This is a genomic window from Ruegeria sp. YTSC325 (genome assembly GCF_059609525.1).
The window spans coordinates 45,788-64,093 of sequence record NZ_JBXWLY010000019.1; the positions used below are offsets into that span (position 1 = coordinate 45,788).

General features: G+C 58.2%; 25 protein-coding genes. All 25 read right to left on the reverse strand.

All coding sequences use genetic code 11. From position 1 onward, the window contains the following. Positions 1–113 precede the first annotated feature (113 nt). The 25 genes from AC2FF7_RS20220 to rplX all read right to left on the reverse strand — a co-directional run bounded on the left by AC2FF7_RS20220 (position 114) and on the right by rplX (position 18,304). Complete coding sequence (locus tag AC2FF7_RS20220; RefSeq protein ID WP_480870079.1) at positions 114–821, reverse strand: ATP12 family chaperone protein; 708 nt, start codon at positions 819–821, stop codon at positions 114–116. A gap of 4 nt (positions 822–825) precedes the next feature. Then, the gene (locus AC2FF7_RS20225) at positions 826–1,497 is read right to left on the reverse strand and encodes an HAD-IA family hydrolase (protein ID WP_480870081.1); all 672 of its coding nucleotides are present in this window, start codon (positions 1,495–1,497) and stop codon (positions 826–828) included. Beyond that, positions 1,494–2,537: an RluA family pseudouridine synthase gene (locus AC2FF7_RS20230; protein WP_496906236.1), complete on the reverse strand. Its 1,044-nt coding sequence runs from the start codon at positions 2,535–2,537 to the stop codon at positions 1,494–1,496. Before AC2FF7_RS20230 ends, AC2FF7_RS20225 begins: the two co-directional genes overlap by 4 nt. A gap of 104 nt (positions 2,538–2,641) precedes the next feature. After that, the gene (locus AC2FF7_RS20235; RefSeq protein WP_480870085.1) at positions 2,642–3,448 is read right to left on the reverse strand and encodes a crotonase/enoyl-CoA hydratase family protein; all 807 of its coding nucleotides are present in this window, start codon (positions 3,446–3,448) and stop codon (positions 2,642–2,644) included. Positions 3,449–3,522: 74 nt separating this feature from the next. Then, a complete protein-coding gene (locus AC2FF7_RS20240) occupies positions 3,523–4,833 on the reverse strand; it encodes a replication-associated recombination protein A (RefSeq protein ID WP_480870087.1) in 1,311 nt (436 codons plus the stop codon). Then, positions 4,830–6,218 (reverse strand): trypsin-like peptidase domain-containing protein, encoded by a 1,389-nt coding sequence (locus AC2FF7_RS20245; protein ID WP_480870089.1) that lies wholly within the window; start codon positions 6,216–6,218, stop codon positions 4,830–4,832. Before AC2FF7_RS20245 ends, AC2FF7_RS20240 begins: the two co-directional genes overlap by 4 nt. Before the next feature lie 60 nt (positions 6,219–6,278). After that, positions 6,279–6,902, reverse strand: a complete 624-nt coding sequence (locus AC2FF7_RS20250) for a YitT family protein (protein ID WP_480870091.1) — start codon at positions 6,900–6,902, stop codon at positions 6,279–6,281. A gap of 112 nt (positions 6,903–7,014) precedes the next feature. Then, positions 7,015–7,437: a 50S ribosomal protein L17 gene (rplQ, locus tag AC2FF7_RS20255; protein WP_170356670.1), complete on the reverse strand. Its 423-nt coding sequence runs from the start codon at positions 7,435–7,437 to the stop codon at positions 7,015–7,017. Between the two features lie 118 nt (positions 7,438–7,555). Then, positions 7,556–8,572 (reverse strand): DNA-directed RNA polymerase subunit alpha, encoded by a 1,017-nt coding sequence (locus tag AC2FF7_RS20260; RefSeq protein ID WP_480497475.1) that lies wholly within the window; start codon positions 8,570–8,572, stop codon positions 7,556–7,558. 114 nt (positions 8,573–8,686) lie between these two features. After that, complete coding sequence (gene rpsK / locus AC2FF7_RS20265) at positions 8,687–9,076, reverse strand: 30S ribosomal protein S11 (RefSeq protein ID WP_008757289.1); 390 nt, start codon at positions 9,074–9,076, stop codon at positions 8,687–8,689. A 15-nt stretch (positions 9,077–9,091) separates the two neighbouring features. Then, positions 9,092–9,460 (reverse strand): 30S ribosomal protein S13, encoded by a 369-nt coding sequence (gene rpsM / locus AC2FF7_RS20270; RefSeq protein WP_170332212.1) that lies wholly within the window; start codon positions 9,458–9,460, stop codon positions 9,092–9,094. A gap of 211 nt (positions 9,461–9,671) precedes the next feature. Next, positions 9,672–10,319, reverse strand: a complete 648-nt coding sequence (locus AC2FF7_RS20275; RefSeq protein WP_170755581.1) for an adenylate kinase — start codon at positions 10,317–10,319, stop codon at positions 9,672–9,674. Further along, the gene (gene secY, locus AC2FF7_RS20280; protein WP_170356673.1) at positions 10,316–11,680 is read right to left on the reverse strand and encodes a preprotein translocase subunit SecY; all 1,365 of its coding nucleotides are present in this window, start codon (positions 11,678–11,680) and stop codon (positions 10,316–10,318) included. Before secY ends, AC2FF7_RS20275 begins: the two co-directional genes overlap by 4 nt. Before the next feature lie 109 nt (positions 11,681–11,789). Next, complete coding sequence (gene rplO / locus AC2FF7_RS20285) at positions 11,790–12,263, reverse strand: 50S ribosomal protein L15 (RefSeq protein ID WP_170356674.1); 474 nt, start codon at positions 12,261–12,263, stop codon at positions 11,790–11,792. Between the two features lie 150 nt (positions 12,264–12,413). Further along, entirely contained in the window at positions 12,414–13,286 is an 873-nt protein-coding gene (locus AC2FF7_RS20290) for a hypothetical protein (RefSeq protein WP_480870094.1), read from the reverse strand. A gap of 120 nt (positions 13,287–13,406) precedes the next feature. Then, a complete protein-coding gene (locus AC2FF7_RS20295) occupies positions 13,407–13,622 on the reverse strand; it encodes a DUF1127 domain-containing protein (protein ID WP_170356675.1) in 216 nt (71 codons plus the stop codon). 227 nt (positions 13,623–13,849) lie between these two features. Next, positions 13,850–14,710, reverse strand: coding sequence for an endonuclease/exonuclease/phosphatase family protein (locus tag AC2FF7_RS20300; RefSeq protein WP_496906237.1), 861 nt, complete (start codon positions 14,708–14,710; stop codon positions 13,850–13,852). A gap of 200 nt (positions 14,711–14,910) precedes the next feature. Beyond that, positions 14,911–15,099, reverse strand: a complete 189-nt coding sequence (rpmD, locus tag AC2FF7_RS20305) for a 50S ribosomal protein L30 (protein WP_074736195.1) — start codon at positions 15,097–15,099, stop codon at positions 14,911–14,913. Between the two features lie 13 nt (positions 15,100–15,112). Continuing rightward, positions 15,113–15,676: a 30S ribosomal protein S5 gene (gene rpsE / locus AC2FF7_RS20310; protein WP_170356677.1), complete on the reverse strand. Its 564-nt coding sequence runs from the start codon at positions 15,674–15,676 to the stop codon at positions 15,113–15,115. Between the two features lie 116 nt (positions 15,677–15,792). Further along, entirely contained in the window at positions 15,793–16,152 is a 360-nt protein-coding gene (gene rplR, locus AC2FF7_RS20315) for a 50S ribosomal protein L18 (protein ID WP_170356678.1), read from the reverse strand. An 11-nt stretch (positions 16,153–16,163) separates the two neighbouring features. Beyond that, entirely contained in the window at positions 16,164–16,697 is a 534-nt protein-coding gene (gene rplF / locus AC2FF7_RS20320) for a 50S ribosomal protein L6 (protein ID WP_170531622.1), read from the reverse strand. Positions 16,698–16,708: 11 nt separating this feature from the next. After that, entirely contained in the window at positions 16,709–17,101 is a 393-nt protein-coding gene (gene rpsH / locus AC2FF7_RS20325) for a 30S ribosomal protein S8 (protein WP_068340741.1), read from the reverse strand. Between the two features lie 13 nt (positions 17,102–17,114). Beyond that, on the reverse strand, positions 17,115–17,420 hold the full coding sequence (gene rpsN, locus AC2FF7_RS20330; protein WP_068340744.1) for a 30S ribosomal protein S14: 306 nt from the start codon (positions 17,418–17,420) through the stop codon (positions 17,115–17,117). A 19-nt stretch (positions 17,421–17,439) separates the two neighbouring features. Then, on the reverse strand, positions 17,440–18,000 hold the full coding sequence (gene rplE, locus AC2FF7_RS20335) for a 50S ribosomal protein L5 (RefSeq protein WP_480870098.1): 561 nt from the start codon (positions 17,998–18,000) through the stop codon (positions 17,440–17,442). Then, entirely contained in the window at positions 17,993–18,304 is a 312-nt protein-coding gene (gene rplX, locus AC2FF7_RS20340) for a 50S ribosomal protein L24 (RefSeq protein WP_155148683.1), read from the reverse strand. Before rplX ends, rplE begins: the two co-directional genes overlap by 8 nt. Positions 18,305–18,306 lie beyond the last annotated feature (2 nt).

Below are 18,306 nucleotides of genomic sequence, written 5' to 3' on the forward strand. Positions count from 1 at the left end.
AGTGGGCTTGAGTTTGGTCGCATTCATAAACAAACGTCAAGGGTCGGATCAGCGAAAACGATGGATCACCTTGCAGATGTCCGCGTCTTTGGCGGAATTTCAGGCGTCAGGGCTCAAACCGAGAGATCAAAGAACCGTTTGGCGTGTAGGAACGCGGCGCGTTTGACTTCGGACGCAGCATGCGCTTCGTCGTCATGGCCCCATTGTTCAATTTGCCAAAGTTCGTCCAGCCGCGAAATTTCCCAGATATCTTCCACCGCGCGCCAATTGGCCGAAACGGCGAACCCAAGGATCAGCGACCCGGACAGGCTGACCAGATCGTGGAAGGCTGCAAGCTGGAAGTCATTGAAATCATGGACACGCTGCCTCAAGCTCTGCAGGGTCGACGTGTCCTGAGGTCTGTGCAAGACACCAGCAACGGGCACCAAACGCGCGGCGAGTGTCTCTGCCGCCCAATCCAGCGCCGGGTCCCATTGCTCGGCTTGCCACTGCTGCAACTCTTGCGGGTGCGTCGCACGGTAACATAACAAGTCCGAATCGCCGTAATCAGCCAACATGTCTGCAACTTCGGCGTGCTGATGCTGCACCTTGTCGATGGCCGCATTGGCAGAGCGGGTGAAGGGCATGTTGGTCGGGTCGACTTCTTTTTCCTGCGCGTCCCACTCGGCGGCAATCTCCTGCGCCATGGTCTGCGTAGGCACGATCAAACCCGCCTTGGCGGGCGTTTTCACCCGGCGGCCATCCAGCTCGACGGTAAAGCCGCCTTCAGCCTCGACTACTGCGCTTTGGGTCCAGAATCGTTTGGGTTTCCAGTCGCTCATCGTCTCAGGTCCAGATTTGTTCCAGCGCATTGGGCAACTGGTCAAAGGTTTCAATGATGGTTGTCGCGGCCTCTAGCGCGGGGCGCGGGTGATAACCCCAGGTGACGCCAACGCTGGGCACGCCCGCAGCGGTGGCCATGTCCATGTCAAACCGGGTGTCGCCGATCATTACGGTATCGATTGCCTCAACCCCCGTCTCGGCCCGCGCGGTGTCAATCATCGACGGGTGCGGTTTCGAGGGGTGATGATCCGCCACCTGCCGCGTGACAAAATAACCCTGCAGCCCGTGCCCTTCGATCAACGCATCCAATCCGCGCTGAGACTTCCCGGTGGCCACGCCCAGCAGAACTTCGGGGATGGCGTGCAACGCCTCAATCACCTCGCGGGCACCGGGATAGAGCGGCGATCCCGCCATACCCTGTTCCAGCCGATGTGCGTGGTACGCCTGTTTATACCCCTCGACCAGCCGCACCTGATCCGCATCCGAATGCTGCGGCGCAAGCTGCGCCATCGCCTTGGGCAGCGACAGGCCAACAATGGACAGGATCGCCGAGCGATCCGGCACCGGCAAGGACAGCGCGTCGAAACTGGCCGTCATCGCGGCAACGATGCTGCCCTGACTGTCAACCAGAGTGCCATCCACGTCGAACAGCACCAGACGCAGCGGTGTGTTCATTGCAGTTCCTCGAACGGGTCGTCGGCGGCCAGGTCCTCGGTCCAGCCGAACGTGTCCCAGCTGTGTTTCATGTGATCCGGCAAGGGGGCTTTCACGGTAATCGTCTTGCGCGTCACCGGGTGTTCGAACGAGGCCTGCCGCGCGTGTAGGTGCAGCTTTTTGCTTATGATCCCGCCTAGCTGTGCGCCCCAGCCATCGCCAAGGTTTTCCTGACCCGAGCCACCGTATTTGCCGTCCCCGATGATCGGATGCCCAATCGCCGCCATATGCGCCCGAAGCTGGTGAGTGCGGCCGGTGATCGGCTCCATCGCAACCCAAGCCGCCCGCCCTGCCACACGGTAGAGCGTTGCATAATGCGTATGCGCCCGTTTCGCGCCGGGGGTGTCGTTGACCTCGTTCAGGTGGACGGGGATCATTTTCTCACCCTCGCCGTGCTTGCCGTGACCGGCGGCCTTGACCAGACCAGTCTTGATCTCACCCAGATAAGGGGTCGGCACACCTGCAACCAAGGCCCAGTAGATTTTGCGCGTATCGCGATGCCGGAAGGCCGCCGTCAGCCCCTTGGCGGCCTCGCGCGTGCGGGCCAGCAGCAGAACGCCGGATGTGTCCTTGTCCAGCCGATGCACAAGACGCGGATTTTCGTCATAACCAAAGCGCAGCGCCTCGGACAGGCAGTCAACGTGCCGCGTCTGTCCGCTGCCGCCCTGCACCGGCAGGCCATGCGGTTTGTTCAGCACCAGCACGTGATCGTCGCGGTAGATCACACAGGACTGGATCATCTTGGCATCCGCATCCGAAATGCGTCGCTTGATCTCGGCCGGTTTGTGATCGGCATCGGGCAGCGGCGGCACCCGTACGACCTGTCCGACCTCAAGCCGGGTCGCAGCTTTCACCCGCCCGCCGTCCACGCGGAGCTCACCCTTGCGGCACATCTTTTCAATGCGGCCCTGGCTGACATGTGGAAACAGGCGGCGCAGCCACCGATCGACCCGCTGGTCGCCATCGCCTTCTGCCACGGTGATCATCTGTACGCCGCTCATGCCGATATCCCTTTCGCGCGCCGGATCCGCGCGGGTTGTGTGCCATTCAGTGCCATTGAAAACATGCGCGTCTGTGGCGTGACTTACCGGCAGAGTCAACCCGGTCAGATATTGGTAAAGTCACCCCCGCGCCCGGCCCCATCCCGGAACCTGCTCGCCCCGGCGGTGCCTTCGCGGCGGATCGCATCCAACCCGTTGGCCCATTCGACCTTAAGCGCTTCGCGCACCGGCATCCCCCGCGTTTCGATGATCGAGCGACGATCGGCTCGCACCGCCTCTTGCGGAAAGCGGGCGATTTCATGCGCCATGGCCTCGGCTGCGGCGCGGGCCTGACCATGCGGCACGATCTTTTCGGCCAATCCGATATTGTAGCACTCCTGCGCCTCAACCTTGCGACCGGTCAGAGCGATTTCCAAAGCTTTGCCCTGCCCGACTAGGCGCGGCAACCGGACTGAACCCCCATCCATGAGCGTGATCCCCCAGCGGCGGCAATAGACACCCAGGTATGCGGTTTCCGCCATCACGCGGATATCGCACCACAGCGCCAGCTCCATCCCGCCAGCCACAGCCGCGCCCTCAACCGCGCCTATGACGGGTTTGGACAGCTCCAGCCTTGATGGCCCCAATGGCCCGACCATCGAGGGCGCCGAGCCGATGGGAAAGGACAGACGGTCAAAATATGCCTCACGCAAATCCGGGTCAGAGAGAGTGGCTGCCAGTTTCAGATCCCATCCAGCGCAGAAATTCCCGCCCTTGCCCCAGAACACAGCCACCTTGGCCGGGCTGCCTTCAAATTCCAGAAACGCGTCGACCAGCGTCTCGGCATGGATATTGTCCACGGCATTCCGGGCCTCGGGGCGGTCGTGGATGATAGTCCAGACGTCATCGGTTTTGTCTATGGATACGGTCATGAGCTTCCTCCCTGAACTCTCATGACCCAAGCCAAGCGCGATTTTACCGCCCTGTCGCCCTTGACGCAGCGGCACTAACGATTGCGTTGGGCCCGTAGCTTGGCGAAATACTCCAGACGTTTCTTCAACTCTCGCTCGAACCCGCGCTCGACCGGCTGGTACAGGTCCGGGCGGTCCATGCCATCGGGAAAATAGTTCTGGCCCGAAAATCCATCCTCGGCGTCGTGATCATAGGCATAGCCCGCACCATAGCCCTGTTCTTTCATCAACGAAGTCGGTGCGTTCAGGATATGTTTGGGTGGAGGTTCGCTACCCGATTTTCGCGCCAGTTCGCGAGCAGCCTTGTAGCCCGCATAGGCCCCGTTCGATTTGGGTGCCAAGGCCAAATAGACCACCGCCTGCGCCAGCGCCAATTCGCCTTCGGGACTGCCAATCCGTTCATAGACTTCCCACGCATGAAGCGCCAAAGCCTGTGCCTGCGGATCGGCCAGGCTGATATCCTCGACCGCCATGATGGTCAGACGCCGCGCGATATAGCGAGGGTCTTCACCCCCTTCCAGCATTCGGGCAAACCAATACAACGCCGCATCCGGGTCTGAGCCACGCACCGATTTGTGCAGAGCCGAGATCAGGTTGTAGTGCTCGTCCCCCGACTTGTCGTATTTCGTCGCGCGCCGCATCAGGCGGGTTGCCAGCACCTCACGATCCAGCGGAGTATCGACTTTCCACGCCGCAATCTGTTCGATTAGGTTCAACAACGCCCGCCCGTCGCCATCAGCCATCTCGTGCAATGCGTCACGTGCAGGCCCGGTCAAAGGTAGCGCCTTGCCCAGCTCCTTTTCGGCGCGCTGCGTCAGACGCTCCAGATCGGCCAAATCAAGGCGTTCCAGCACCAACACTTGCGCGCGGCTCAGCACAGCGGCGTTCAACTCGAACGAGGGGTTCTCGGTTGTCGCCCCCACCAGCAGGATCGTGCCGTCCTCCATATGGGGCAGGAAGCCATCCTGCTGGGCCTTGTTGAAACGATGAATCTCATCCACGAACAGCAGCGTGCCCTGCCCGTTCTGATGGCGGATTTTCGCGGCCTCGAACACCTTTCGCAGATCGGGAACGCCGGTAAAAATCGCACTGATCTGAACGAAATGCAGATCGGTTTCCTGCGCCAAAAGCCGCGCGATGGTGGTCTTGCCCACCCCCGGCGGCCCCCAGAACACCAGACTGGATAAGCTGCCCGAGGCCAGCATCACCCCCAAAGGCGCATCAGGGCCCAACACCTGTTCCTGCCCGATCACCTCGGCCAGTGTCTGCGGGCGCAGCCGGTCGGCCAGAGGGCGATGCGCGGGCGGCGCAAGTCGGTCGCCCCCGGTGTCGAACAGATCGCTCATAGCCGGAACCGCAGCGAGACCGATCGCCCACCGCGCAGCAATTCAAACTGAACCCGGCGGCCCGGATCGGTCAGCGCGCGGGTTACGTCATCGGGATGGGCAATCGCGTTGCCGTTGATGCTGTTAAGAACGTCCCCAACGCGCAACCCCGAGCGCCCGCCATACCGCCCGGCATCCAACACAACCACGCCGGCTTCCGTCAACCGCAGGCCCATCTTGGCGATCACCGCCGGGTTGACGCGCGAGACCACCAGCCCCGGCATCACCGTCCGATCATCCAGCGTGGTTTCATCCGCCGAGGGCGTATCAGGGGCCGGGATCAGGGCAACCTCGACCTCATCCTGCGTCCCACCACGCAACAAGGTCAAAACCGACGTGCCACCGACGCCGGCAACAGACATGCGGAACTTCATCTCGGCGGGGGAATTGACTTCATCCCCGTCCACATGCGTCACCACATCGCCTACACGCAACCCGCCCTCAGCCAAGGGGCTGAGCGGGTGGAGGTTGGAAATCACCACGCCCTGTGGGATCGCCATACCCAGAGATTCCGCGATATCTGCGCTCATGTGTTGACCCGAGATCCCAGCCCAAGGGCCGACGAACTGGTCATTACCTGCCTGCGCCTGCCGCAGGAATTCGGCCACCAGATTGGCCGGGATCGCAAAGCCGATGCCGTTCGATCCGCCCGAACGCGTCAGGATCGAGGTATTGATCCCGATCAGATCACCATTCACATCAATCAGCGCCCCACCTGAATTGCCCGGATTGATCGCCGCATCGGTCTGAATGAAATAGCCCCGCGCATTGCCCGTGGCCGTGCCCGTCCGCGCCAGACCCGAGATGATGCCCGAAGACACCGTCTGCCCCACACCAAACGGGTTGCCGATGGCGAGCGCAAGCTCACCCACCTCAACCTGATCTGAATCGCGCAGCGGCAAGTAAGGCAGCCGCTCAGCGTCCTCCAACCGCAAAATGGCGATGTCGCTTTCCTTATCGCCCAGCACCACCTGCGCCGAGAACTCGCGCCGGTCGGTGGTGACAACACGGATTTCTGTCGCCGTGCCGACCACGTGGTAATTTGACACCACATAGCCGTCGTCAGACAGGATCACCCCCGAACCCAACGAGTTCTGTACCCGCTGTCGCGGCTCGTTAAACCCGCCGCCAAAAAAATCCTGAAAGAACGGGTCCGAGAAAAACGGGTTCGCCCGCCCCTGCCGCACGATCTTGGCATAGATATTGACCACCGCAGGCGCGGCCTGTTTGACCACCGGCGCAAAGCCTAAGCTGATCTCGGCCTGCGATTGCGGCACTTTGGTTTGAGCATGGGCGGGGGCTTGCAACAGGGCAAACGGCAGACAAAGCAAAAGCGCGCGGAGCATGTGACCCTCATGGATGTTTACGGATTGATATGTCCGCAACACCGACCGTTTGCAAGATCGCTATGAGTTTGCAGACCGACCATAACCGGGACGCCCGGTGCCGCTCTGGGCCACGTCGAAGTTCCATACGATTGCCATATTGGTGATCACAGCCCCAAGGAAGGAATACAGCAGTTGCGACGGGCTAAGCACAAAGGCCGAGGCCAAAAATACCATGACATCGACCGAAAGTTGGAACCACCCAGCCTTCAGGCCGGTCTTATGTTCCAGAATGATCCCCAGAATAGTCATCCCGCCCGCCGAGGCATTGTGGCGGAAGATAGCAATCAATCCCATGCCGCTACACGCACCCCCAAGAACAGCGGCGATCAGCGGGTCAAGCCGTTCGAAGATGACTATTTTTCCCAACAGTTGTGAAAGCGTCGAAATCCCGATCACCACGACAATCGTCCGAATAGCAAAAACTGGGCCGCGTTTTACCCAAGCCAGTATCAGAAACGGGATACCGATCAAGAAGAACAAAGGGCCAAATCCAATCGGCAAAACATAGGAAAGCAAAAGCGCAAGACCCGCAGTTTGCCCTGTCACCAAACCAGCCGCTTTAAAAAAAACGACGCTAAGGCTTGTCATGACGATACCAAAGGCAAGGCCCTGAACATCAAATACGGACATGCGAACGGACACGAAAAGCTCCGGTTTTAGCGCAGGAAGCAAACCTGCTAGGTTTATCGCGCAATTAAAAAGAAAAACCCCCGCGTCTGGGACGCAGGGGCCAAAGTCAGAAAGCGAAGCTTTCTTATTCTTCGTCTGCGGCCTCTTCGGCGGCAACGCGAGCCTTGTCGGCTGCACCTTTGGCGTCGACGTCGCGATCCACGAATTCGATGATCGCCATCGGAGCCATGTCACCATAGCGGAAACCGGCTTTCAGGATGCGGACATAACCGCCCGGACGCTCGGCATAGCGGGGTCCCAGAACTTCGAACAGCTTGGCGACATCTTTGTCTTCTTTCAGCTGAGCTGCGGCCTGACGGCGCGCGTGCAGGTCGCCGCGCTTGCCCAGAGTGACCAGCTTTTCGATGATCGGGCGCAGTTCTTTTGCCTTGGGCAGAGTTGTTTTGATTTGCTCATGCTCGATGAGCGAGCCAGCCATGTTTGCAAACAGAGCCTTGCGGTGCTCATGAGTACGGTTCAGGCGGCGGTAACCACGTGCGTGACGCATTGTTCAATTCCTATCTTGCGTTTTTGCTTTGTCTGGCCGGCGATGCGTGTCACCGGCTCTCCTTGGGGCATCATCGCCCATACAGTCCCCGGCAGCCCGGGCATTGGGGAAGACGCGCTTAGAACGCGTCTTCGAATTTCTTCGCCAGATCTTCGATATTGTCGGGCGGCCAGTCCTCTACATCCATGCCGAGGTGCAGACCCATGCCGGACAGCACTTCTTTGATCTCGTTCAGCGATTTGCGGCCGAAGTTCGGGGTGCGCAGCATCTCGGCTTCGGTCTTCTGGATCAGATCGCCGATGTAAACGATGTTGTCGTTCTTCAGGCAGTTTGCCGAACGGACCGACAGTTCCAACTCGTCCACTTTCTTCAGCAGCAGCGGGTTGAACTCCAGACCATCGTCCTCGTCCTGGCGGCCAGCCGATTCCGGCTCGTCGAAGTTGACGAAGATCGACAATTGATCCTGCAGGATACGAGCCGCATAGGCCAGCGCGTCCTCGGGTGTGATTGAACCGTCGGTTTCGATCTTCAGGGTCAGCTTGTCATAGTCCAGAACCTGACCTTCACGGGTCGGCTGAACGTCATAGGCAACCTTCTTGACCGGCGAATAGATCGCGTCGATCGGGATCAGGCCGATGGGTGCATCTTCGGGCTTGTTCTTCTCAGCCGAGACGTAACCCTTACCGGTGTTGACCGTCAGTTCCATGAACAGGTCGGCGCCATCATCCAGGTGACAGATGACGTGATCGCGGTTCAGAACCTCGATACCGGCGCTTTCACTGATGTCACCTGCGGTGACAACGGCAGGGCCTTTGGCATTGATCGACAGGCGCTTAGGGCCTTCGACTTCCATGCGCAGCGACACGCCTTTAAGGTTCAGGATGATGTCGGTGACGTCTTCGCGGACACCTGCGACCGACGAAAACTCATGCAGAACGTTGTCGATCTGGACGCTGGTGATGGCCGCACCTTGCAGCGAGCTCATCAGAACGCGGCGCAGCGCGTTACCCAGAGTCAAACCAAAGCCACGCTCCAGCGGCTCAGCAACCAGCGTTGCCTGACGCGCAGGATCGTTTCCCGGCTTGGCGTCCAGCTGGGTTGGCTTGATCAATTCTGCCCAATTCTTGTGGATCATGTAATCCCTCCATTCCTGTCCGCGCCCCATGACCAACAAGGTGCAGACGCCCGAGGTTCAAAATGACGTGCTGGGGCCGTGCAAAAACACAGCCCCAGCTCAATTCAAAATCGCTTAGACGCGGCGACGTTTCGGCGGGCGGCAGCCATTGTGAGCAATCGGCGTCACGTCGCGGATCGACGTGATGTTGAAGCCCACAGCAGCCAGCGCGCGCAGAGCCGATTCACGACCCGAACCGGGGCCCTGAACTTCGACTTCCAGCGTCTTGACGCCATGTTCCTGCGCCTTTTTGCCTGCATCTTCTGCAGCCATCTGAGCGGCGTAGGGTGTCGATTTCCGCGACCCTTTGAAGCCCATGGTACCGGCAGACGACCACGAGATGGCGTTGCCTTGTACGTCCGAGATCAGGATCTTGGTGTTGTTGAAGGTCGAGTTCACATGGGCGACGCCCGATGCGATGTTCTTACGCTCTTTGCGCTTAACGCGAGTCTTATCACGTGCCATCAGTCAGACCCTCCCTTATTTCTTCTTACCAGCAATGGCCTTTGCCGGGCCTTTGCGAGTACGAGCGTTGGTGTGGGTGCGCTGACCGCGAACCGGCAGGTTGCGGCGGTGACGCAGACCGCGATAGCAGCCCAGGTCCATCAGGCGCTTGACATTCATCTGAACTTCGCGGCGCAGGTCGCCTTCGACGGTGAAGTTTTCGTCGATATACTCGCGAATTTTCAGAACTTCGGCGTCGGACAGTTCGTTGACGCGACGGGTCGCTTCAATGCCCACGGCTTCGCAGATCGCTTTGGCCGAGGTGTTGCCGATTCCGGTGATATATGTGAGGGCGATAGGTACCCGCTTTGCAGTCGGGATGTTTACGCCGGCAATACGTGCCACGTGTCACTTTCCTTTTCGTTGCGGTTCCGTAACTCCAGAACCTTTTTTCACAACGCTTTACCGTGGCAGTGTCGCCAGAGGGTTCAGCATTATTCGAGGTGGTCGGGGCGGTTGGGACGAATCCCGCACGCGGTCTTGATTCCCCTTGGGGATGGGGGTCGATATGGGCTTTTGGCGGTGCCGTCAAGCCCATATTCAAATGCGGGTCAGGTCAGGCGTCCAATGCGGCTGCAATCGCGCCCTGAACCTCGTCAATCTCGCCCAGACCATCGACCCAGGACAGGTTGCCCTTGGCGTGGTAATAGCCGATCAGCATCGAGGTTTTCTTGTAATACTCCATCAGACGGGTCTTGAGGCTTTCCTCATTATCGTCCGCGCGGCGCTTGAAGTCACCTTCCTTGCCGCAGTTCGAACACTTTCCATCCGCCGGGATCGGTTTGGTTATGTCGTTATAGACTTCACCGCAACCGCCGCAGGTTGATCGAGCCGTGATACGCGCGACCAGCGCGTCATCGTTCACTTCCATCGCGATGACCGCGTCCAACGTCTCGCCGGTGCTGTCCAGCAGCTCACCCAGCGCATCGGCTTGGGCCAGAGTGCGCGGGAAACCGTCAAAGATGAACCCGCCTTCAGCGCCTTGTTCCAACTTTTCGCGGATCAGGCCGATCACGATCTCATCGGTCACAAGCTGGCCCTTAGCCATCACCTCGGCCACGCGGTTGCCCATTTCGGTGCCGCTGTCCTTGGCCTCGCGCAGCATGTCGCCAGTGCTCAGCTGGACCATGCCGCGGGTTTCAACCAGGTGACGCGCTTGCGTTCCTTTACCTGCCCCCGGGGGGCCGAGAAGAATGATGTTCATCGACGAGCGGGTCCCTTCCTGCCGCGTTTCTTACCTTTGCCACGCAGTTGGGACTTTTCAATAAGCCCTTCGTATTGATGCGCCAGCAGGTGGCTCTGGACTTGTTGGATCGTGTCCATTGTCACAGAGACGATAATCAGAACCGAGGTACCGCCGAAATAGAACGGGATGGCAAACTGGCCCCGAAGAATTTCAGGCAACAGACAGACCGCCGCCAGATAGGCCGAACCCAGAACCAGCACGCGGTTGACCACGTATTCCAGATACTCGGCGGTTTTCTTGCCTGGTCGAATACCCGGCACAAAACCGTTCTGCTTTTTCAGATTGTCCGCCACATCGTCCGGTTTGAACGACACGTTGAACGTGTAGAAATAGGCAAAGAACACGATCATCGAGGCGAAGAACAGCAGGTACAGCGGTTGACCGGGGCCAAAGTTGGCCAGCAGCCACGACATCACCGGCCCGTTGGTTGCGCCCGACGAGAAGGTCGAAATCGTCACCGGCAGCAGCAGCAGCGAGCTTGCAAAGATCGCCGGGATCACGCCCGCAGGGTTCACTTTGACCGGCAGGTGGCTCGAGCCGCCCTCATAGATCTTCATACCGGCCTGACGGCGTGGGTATTGGATATGGATCTTGCGCAAAGCGCGTTCCATGAAGACCACAAAGGTAATCACGGCAATCACCATCACGATCACACCGATGATCACAGCAGGGCTGATCGCGCCCGAGCGGCCCGAAGCAAAGAACTGTGCCAGAGCAGCCGGAACTTCGGCAATGATGCCCACGAAAATGATCAGAGAGATACCGTTGCCGATGCCGCGTGCGGTGATCTGCTCACCCAGCCACATCAGGAACATTGTGCCACCAACCAAAGTGATCATGGTCGACAGGCGGAAGAACAGGCCCGGATCGGTCGCCAGATCGCCCGATTCCAGCGACACCGCCAGACCATAAGCCTGAACGGTGGCCAGCGCCACGGTGCCGAAACGAGTATATTGGTTGATTTTCTTGCGTCCCTGCTCGCCCTCTTTCTTGAGCTGTTCGAGCGCGGGAACCATAGATGTCAGCAGCTGCACGATGATCGAAGCTGAAATGTAGGGCATGATGCCGAGGGCAAAGATACCCATGCGCCCCAGCGCCCCGCCGGTAAACATCGAAACCATGCCGCCGATGCCCTGCCCCGCTTGCTCCATGAACTCGCGCAGTGCTTGGCCGTCGATGCCTGGAACCGGAATGAAGGTGCCCAGACGGTAGACGATCAGCAATGCAAGCGTGAACAGGATGCGGTTGCGCAGATCGGTGGCTTTCCCAAGGGCAGACCAGCTTGTGTTGGCTGCCATTTGTTCTGCTGCTGATACCATAAATCGGTCTCTCTTATGAAAACACCGCCCGGAACCGTTTTCCGGCTCGGGCGGCGTCTTGGAAAACTCTGATGTCTATGTAAGCGGGTCTTTGCCCGCTCACAAGCGCTTACTCTGCCGCAGCGGCTTTTGTGACCGTCAGTGATCCGCCCGCTTTCTCGACTGCCGCAACGGCAGATTTCGAAGCACCGGTTACTTCCAGGTTCACTTTGGCGCTGATTTCGCCTTTGGCCAGTACGCGGATGCCGTCCAGCTTGCGACGAACCAGACCGGATGCGACCAACGCATCCTCGGTGATCGCAGCCGATGCGTCCAGCTTGCCGGCGTCAACGAATTTCTGGATCAGGCCCAGGTTGATAACGGCGAATTCCTTACGGTTCGGCTTGTTGAAGCCACGCTTGGGCAGACGCTGATACAAAGGCATCTGGCCGCCTTCGTAGCCGTTGATGGCCACACCCGAGCGGGATTTCTGGCCTTTGATACCACGGCCACCCATTTTACCTTTGCCGGAACCCGGACCACGGCCAACGCGGGTCCGTTTCGGTGCGGCGCCGGGATTGTCGCGCAATTCATTCAGTTTCATTTCGCTTCTCCTTAGCCGGATGTGACCCCCGAAGCGTGATGGGCCAAACGCGGCGTTTCTTGGTTTTGATTCTCATGGCCACAAGGCCACCGCAGCCCGATACAGCGTTGCGCCGATCTATGCAAGTTTGTTGTCAGGGCAACCCGTATTTCACGTGTCTAAAATGGGCGCTGCCGCCGGGTCGATACCGTGTTTTTCAACCAACTGCCCGACTAAACTGTTCGGATCAGGGACTCCTCCGAAACGGTTGCGCAAAATCGACCTCATCCGCCTGCCGTAAAAATGGATCGATACCGTATCGTCCTTGAGATAGGGCGACAGATCAACATCTGGTCGGGCAAGAGCCCGCCTCCGGGTAAAATTGACCGGGTAAAAGACATGCTCTGGCAGTGCGTAACGGATTTCTCCGGAGGTGTGCAGCGCCCATAAAACAGCACCCGGCCCCCAAGCGCCCCAATATTCCTCGGGTACATTTATTGGAGAGCCACTGTCCAGTGCGGCCTGCAACGTTTGTCTGTGTCGTTTTGGCAACCAGGGCGGGATGCGAAACGGATCCTGCGTGAATTCGTTCAGCAACGCCAGCGCCTCGCTGTCTGGCGGTAATTTGAGGACGCCAATTCCCATCGTTCCTTCAAGATACGCGTAGTAATGCCCGGTCTCTGTTTCGAAGGGTTTGATGCAATACGCATCCGTGTCAGCCCAAATCAGGTCCGGTTCCTGCGCCAGCATTCTGTAGCGAAATTTGTCAGCATGAGGTGCAGGACTGCCGGTTCGACCATGGGTAACGAATTCGCTATCCTGCAAAACTTCTCGCGCATCACGTTGCTCGACCCCGTCAGGGACATTTGAAACTGTCCCGTAGGTGTAAAGACGGACGGGTTGCCCAACATCCAAGAAAGACTTGATGCAGAGCTGCTCGAGGTAGCTTAGCGGGCCATCGACCCACAGCATGCCAATCTGGAATTCTGTCACCCTGTCCAGCCCTTCATTCGTCCCTAATTCGCAACGTGTTTGGCGGATCATTGCGCGGGCTGCAACGCAGGAAGTCCGATTTCAACGCCATCGTGTCAAACTAATCACCCAAACGCAAAGAGGCGCCTGCCGGCGCCTCCTGATCAAAGCCTTCGCGTGTTCGCGTTTTGGTTAGGAGCAATACGCGTGTTCGCGTGCGATATCCTTGATGTCACAACGACGCACACCAATGTCGTTCAATTCACGGTCGCTCAGACCCTGAAGCTCGGAATAGGTGCGGTTGTACTCGGCGCGCAGGGCATATGCCTCTTTAACGCGGGCGACGAGCGTTGCGATGCGGGCGCTCAGGCCAAAGCCCTCGCGAGTAAATGTTGCTGTGTTAGCCATGGTTCGTTTCCTTTCTGAGCCCAAGGCGAATTCCTCGGGATACTGTTTGCGTTCCTGTTTGGGACAGCGTTCAGATAAGGAGGACGGGTATCGCTAACAACGGATGTTTCGGTCTATCCGGTATGCGTTGGCGGAATGGCCGTATAGCTTTTTTCCCAATTTCGCGGTGATAGTCGGTCCCGTGTCTGACAATCCTGTCCTGCAATAAATTTCGTTCAAAGAAACATCTACGGCACCCAAAGCCTGATGTTCGCCAATACTCCGGCGTGGTCAGAACCGAATAAAGGCCGTATTTCCTGAGACCCGCCTCCCGGTGCCAAAACAAAATCAAGCGGCAGCGGTACATGTCGAAGTTTAAATGTGGGTCGAACTGGCCCGGCAAGCCGTGTGTTCGTTAGCGATGCTATCCGTCCAACACGTCCAGACCATGGCATGGAGTTGAAATCACCAGCAATGACGAGAGCGCCATCGAGATCGGTCAGAACTCTTTCGGCATCTATTTCGTTATTGAGGCTGTCATGGGGCCAGGGCCAAGGGATATGAACAGACACTAACCAGACCTTTGAATTCTCGATAACAACTGGCACGGCTGCAATAGCACGTGAGTTCGAGCAAATAGGCTCGCCTTGGATCGGATGACGTGACGCCAACGCGATCCCACTCCAACTCGAAAACCTGCAAAAGTGTTGATACGGGTAACTTTTTTCCAGCAGACTTAGAACTTCTATATTTCTATCAGAAACCTCCTGCAGCATTACAGCGTCTGCACCCGTTGCTTCAATATCGTCCACCAAAACCGGAATTTCGGTATTAGCGAACCACAGATTTTTCGCGTAAACCTTTAGGTCACCGCCCGGCTGTTGAGGTAAAAGAAGCCTTACCGCCGTAAAGAACGCTGCGGCAACAACGAACGCGAAGGCCACCTTAAGCCAAAATGGCCTTGCAGCGAACATACCGGCAATACAGAAAAGGCCGAAAAACGGCCGTCCTATCGAAATTGTGTCGGGAACTCTGTGAAACTGGCCAAGAAACCCGACTATCACGAGAGTGCCCGCCACACAGCTCAATCCAATCAAAACACCGCGCATCACTTTGATACTTAACCCCGAATGCCTATCCTTAAGGCACTCACAATAGTTGCATTAACGGCAGTTAAAGGTCTGAAGTATCGGAGATTTTCAGGTTTTATGGTGCAGAGGGTCCGGGTACAAAGCAAACAATCATTAAAACAAAGAAAACGCCCTCGACACTGTCGAGGGCGTTTCAAGAACTTCTGAAAGAGTCGCGCTTAGCCGCGCTCTTCGATGATCTCAACCAGATGCGGGATCTTGTTGACCATGCCGCGGACCGAAGGGGTATCTTCCAGTTCACGGGTGCGGTGCATCTTGTTCAGGCCCAGACCGATCAGGGTTGCGCGCTGTTCGGCGGGGCGGCGGATCGGGGAACCGATCTGCTTGACGACGATGGTTTTTGCCATGGTACGCTACTCCTTACGCTTCGGCTTCAGCCGGTGCTTCGTCCCGCTTGGGCAGGATGTCAGCAACTTTTTTGCCACGACGTGCGGCGACCGAACGCGGGCTTTGCTCTTTCTGCAGGCCGTTGATGGTGGCGCGGATCATGTTGTACGGGTTCTGCGAGCCCAGCGACTTGGACACAACGTCCTTAACGCCCAGCATTTCGAACACGGCACGCATCGGACCACCGGCGATGATACCAGTACCTTCAGGTGCGGTGCGCATAACCACTTTACCAGCGCCGTGACGGCCCTCGATATCGTGGTGCAGAGTACGACCTTCGCGCAGTTGCACGCGGATCATCTGACGCTTGGCTTGCTCAGTCGCCTTACGGATGGCCTCAGGTACTTCTTTCGCTTTACCTTTGCCAAAGCCGACGCGGCCTTTCTGATCGCCTACAACCACCAGAGCGGCGAAGCCAAAGCGCTTACCACCTTTTACGGTTTTCGAAACGCGGTTGATTGCGACCAGACGATCTGCAAATTCCGGTGCTTCTTCACGGTCGCGGCCACGGCCCCGACGGTTTTCACGTTCTGCCATTTGGCATCCCTTTTCTCATGTTGCGCATACGGCGCCGTTTTCTTCAATCCAAGTGAGCCCCGACTAACGTCAGGGCCCCCGGATCATCGGGGCAGCCGCCAAGCTGCCCGCAAGTCTTAGATCTTCAGACCACCTTCACGCGCGGCGTCAGCGACTGCCTTCACCTTGCCGTGGAACAGGAAGCCACCACGATCGAAATAGGCCTCTTCGACGCCTGCCTTCTTGGCACGCTCGGCGATGGCCGCACCCACTTTGGTGGCCGCTTCGACGTTGTTCTTGCCAACAACACCCAGATCTTTTTCCAGGGTCGAGGCTGCGGCCAGGGTCACGCCACGAACGTCGTCGATCAGCTGAACGCTGATGTTCTTGTTCGAACGGTGAACCGACAGGCGTACGCGGCCCGCGTTGACTTTGCGAAGTTTGTTCCGAACGCGCAGGCGGCGCTTCAGAAACAGGGTTCTTTTGCTGTTTGCCATTGTCTGCGTCCTTACTTCTTCTTGCCTTCCTTGCGGAAGATGAACTCGCCCTTATAGCGGATGCCCTTGCCTTTATAAGGCTCGGGACGGCGCCATTCGCGGATTTTGGCCGCGACTTCGCCCACCTGCTGCTGGTCGATACCTTCCACAACGATCTCGGTCTGCTTCGGCGCGGTGATGGTGACACCTTCCGGAGCAGTGAAATCAACATCGTGGCTGTAACCCAGGTTCAGCTTCAGGGTATTGCCCTGCATCTGAGCCCGGTAACCAACACCCTGGATCTCCAGCTCTTTTTTGAAGCCTTGGGTCACACCGGTTACCAGGTTGGCAACCATGGTGCGGCTCATGCCCCACTGCTGGCGGGCACGCTTGGACATGCCACGGGGGTCGATCTTGACCACGTTGTCTTCTACCGACAGCGTAACGTCGTCGGTGGCGGTGAAGCTGCGGGTGCCTTTCGGACCTTTCACTTCGATGGTCTGGCCGGACACAGAGGCGGTAACGCCGCTGGGCAGCTCGACCGGTTTTTTACCAATACGAGACATTGCAGACCTCCTTAGAAGACGGTGCAGAGCACTTCGCCGCCAACATTGTTGGAGCGAGCGTTTGCGTCCGACATCACACCTTTCGGAGTGCTGACAATCGACACACCCAGACCCTGACGGACCTGCGGGATGTCATTGACGCCCATGTACACGCGGCGACCGGGCTTCGAGACCCGCTTCAGTTCGCGAATGACAGGGGTGCCTTCGTAGTATTTCAGGCTGATTTCGATGGCCGGATGACCGTTTTCACCGGTCGTCTTTTCATAGCCACGGATGTAACCTTCGTCCGCCAGCACGTCCAGAACCCAACCGCGCAGCTTGGAAGCCGGGGTGGAAACGGTGGACTTGCCGCGCATTTGCGCGTTGCGGATACGGGTGAGCATATCGCCGATAGGATCATTCATATCTATGTCTCCCTTACCAGCTCGATTTCACCATGCCGGGGATCTGACCAGCAGAACCCAGCTCGCGCAGCGCAATACGGCTGACCTTCAGCTTACGGTAGTAAGCGTGGGGACGACCGGTCAGCTGACAGCGGTTGTGCAGACGGGTAGCCGAGCTGTTGCGCGGCAGTTTCGCCAGTTTCAGACGCGCTTTGAAACGCTCTTCCATCGGGCGGCTCTCGTCATTCGCGATTTCTTTCAGCTCGGCACGCTTTGCGGCATATTTGGCCACCAGGCGTTCGCGCTTCTTCTCGCGTTCGATCATTGCTTTTTTAGCCATGTCTCAATCCTCCCGGCGCTTACGCGTTGAACGGCATGTTGAATGCTTTCAACAGGCTCTTCGCTTCAGCGTCGGTTTTCGCTGTGGTGGCAATTACGATATCCAGGCCCCAGACCTCGTCGACCTTGTCGAAGTCGATTTCCGGGAACACGATGTGCTCTTTCATGCCCATGGCAAAGTTGCCCTGGCCATCGAAAGAAGGCTTAACACCGCGGAAGTCACGAACGCGCGGCAGCGCGATGGTGATCAGACGATCCAGGAATTCGTACATCCGGTCACCGCGCAGGGTCACTTTCGCGCCCAGCGGCATGTCTTCACGGACGCGGAAACCCGCGATCGACTTCTTCGCCTTGGTTGCAACGGCCTGTTGACCAGCAATTGCAGTCAGATCTTCGACAGCAGCTTTCGCTTTCTTCGAGTCTTTGACGGCCTCAGCACCACAACCGATGTTCAGAACGATTTTTTCCAGCTTAGGCAGCTGCATGTTGTTCTTATAGCCGAACTCTTCTTTCAGAGCGGCACGGATGGTTTCAACGTACTGAGCTTTCAGACGCGGGGTGTAGGTTGCGTTATCAAGCATCGATCACGTCCCCTGTGGTCTTGGCGAAGCGGACCTTCTTGTCACCTTCCATGCGGAAGCCAACGCGAGTTGCTTTGCCGTTTTTGTCCAGCAGTGCCAGGTTCGACAGCTCGATCGGGTTTGCCTGAGGCAGGCGACCACCTTGCGAGTTCTGGGTCTGGCGGGTGTGGCGGATGGCGATGTTGATGCCATCGACAACAGCTTTACCGGCTTTGGGGTCAACCGAGGAAATGGTTCCCTCTTTGCCCTTGTCCTTGCCGGCCAGCACGACGACCTTGTCGCCTTTGCGGAGTTTAGCAGCCATGA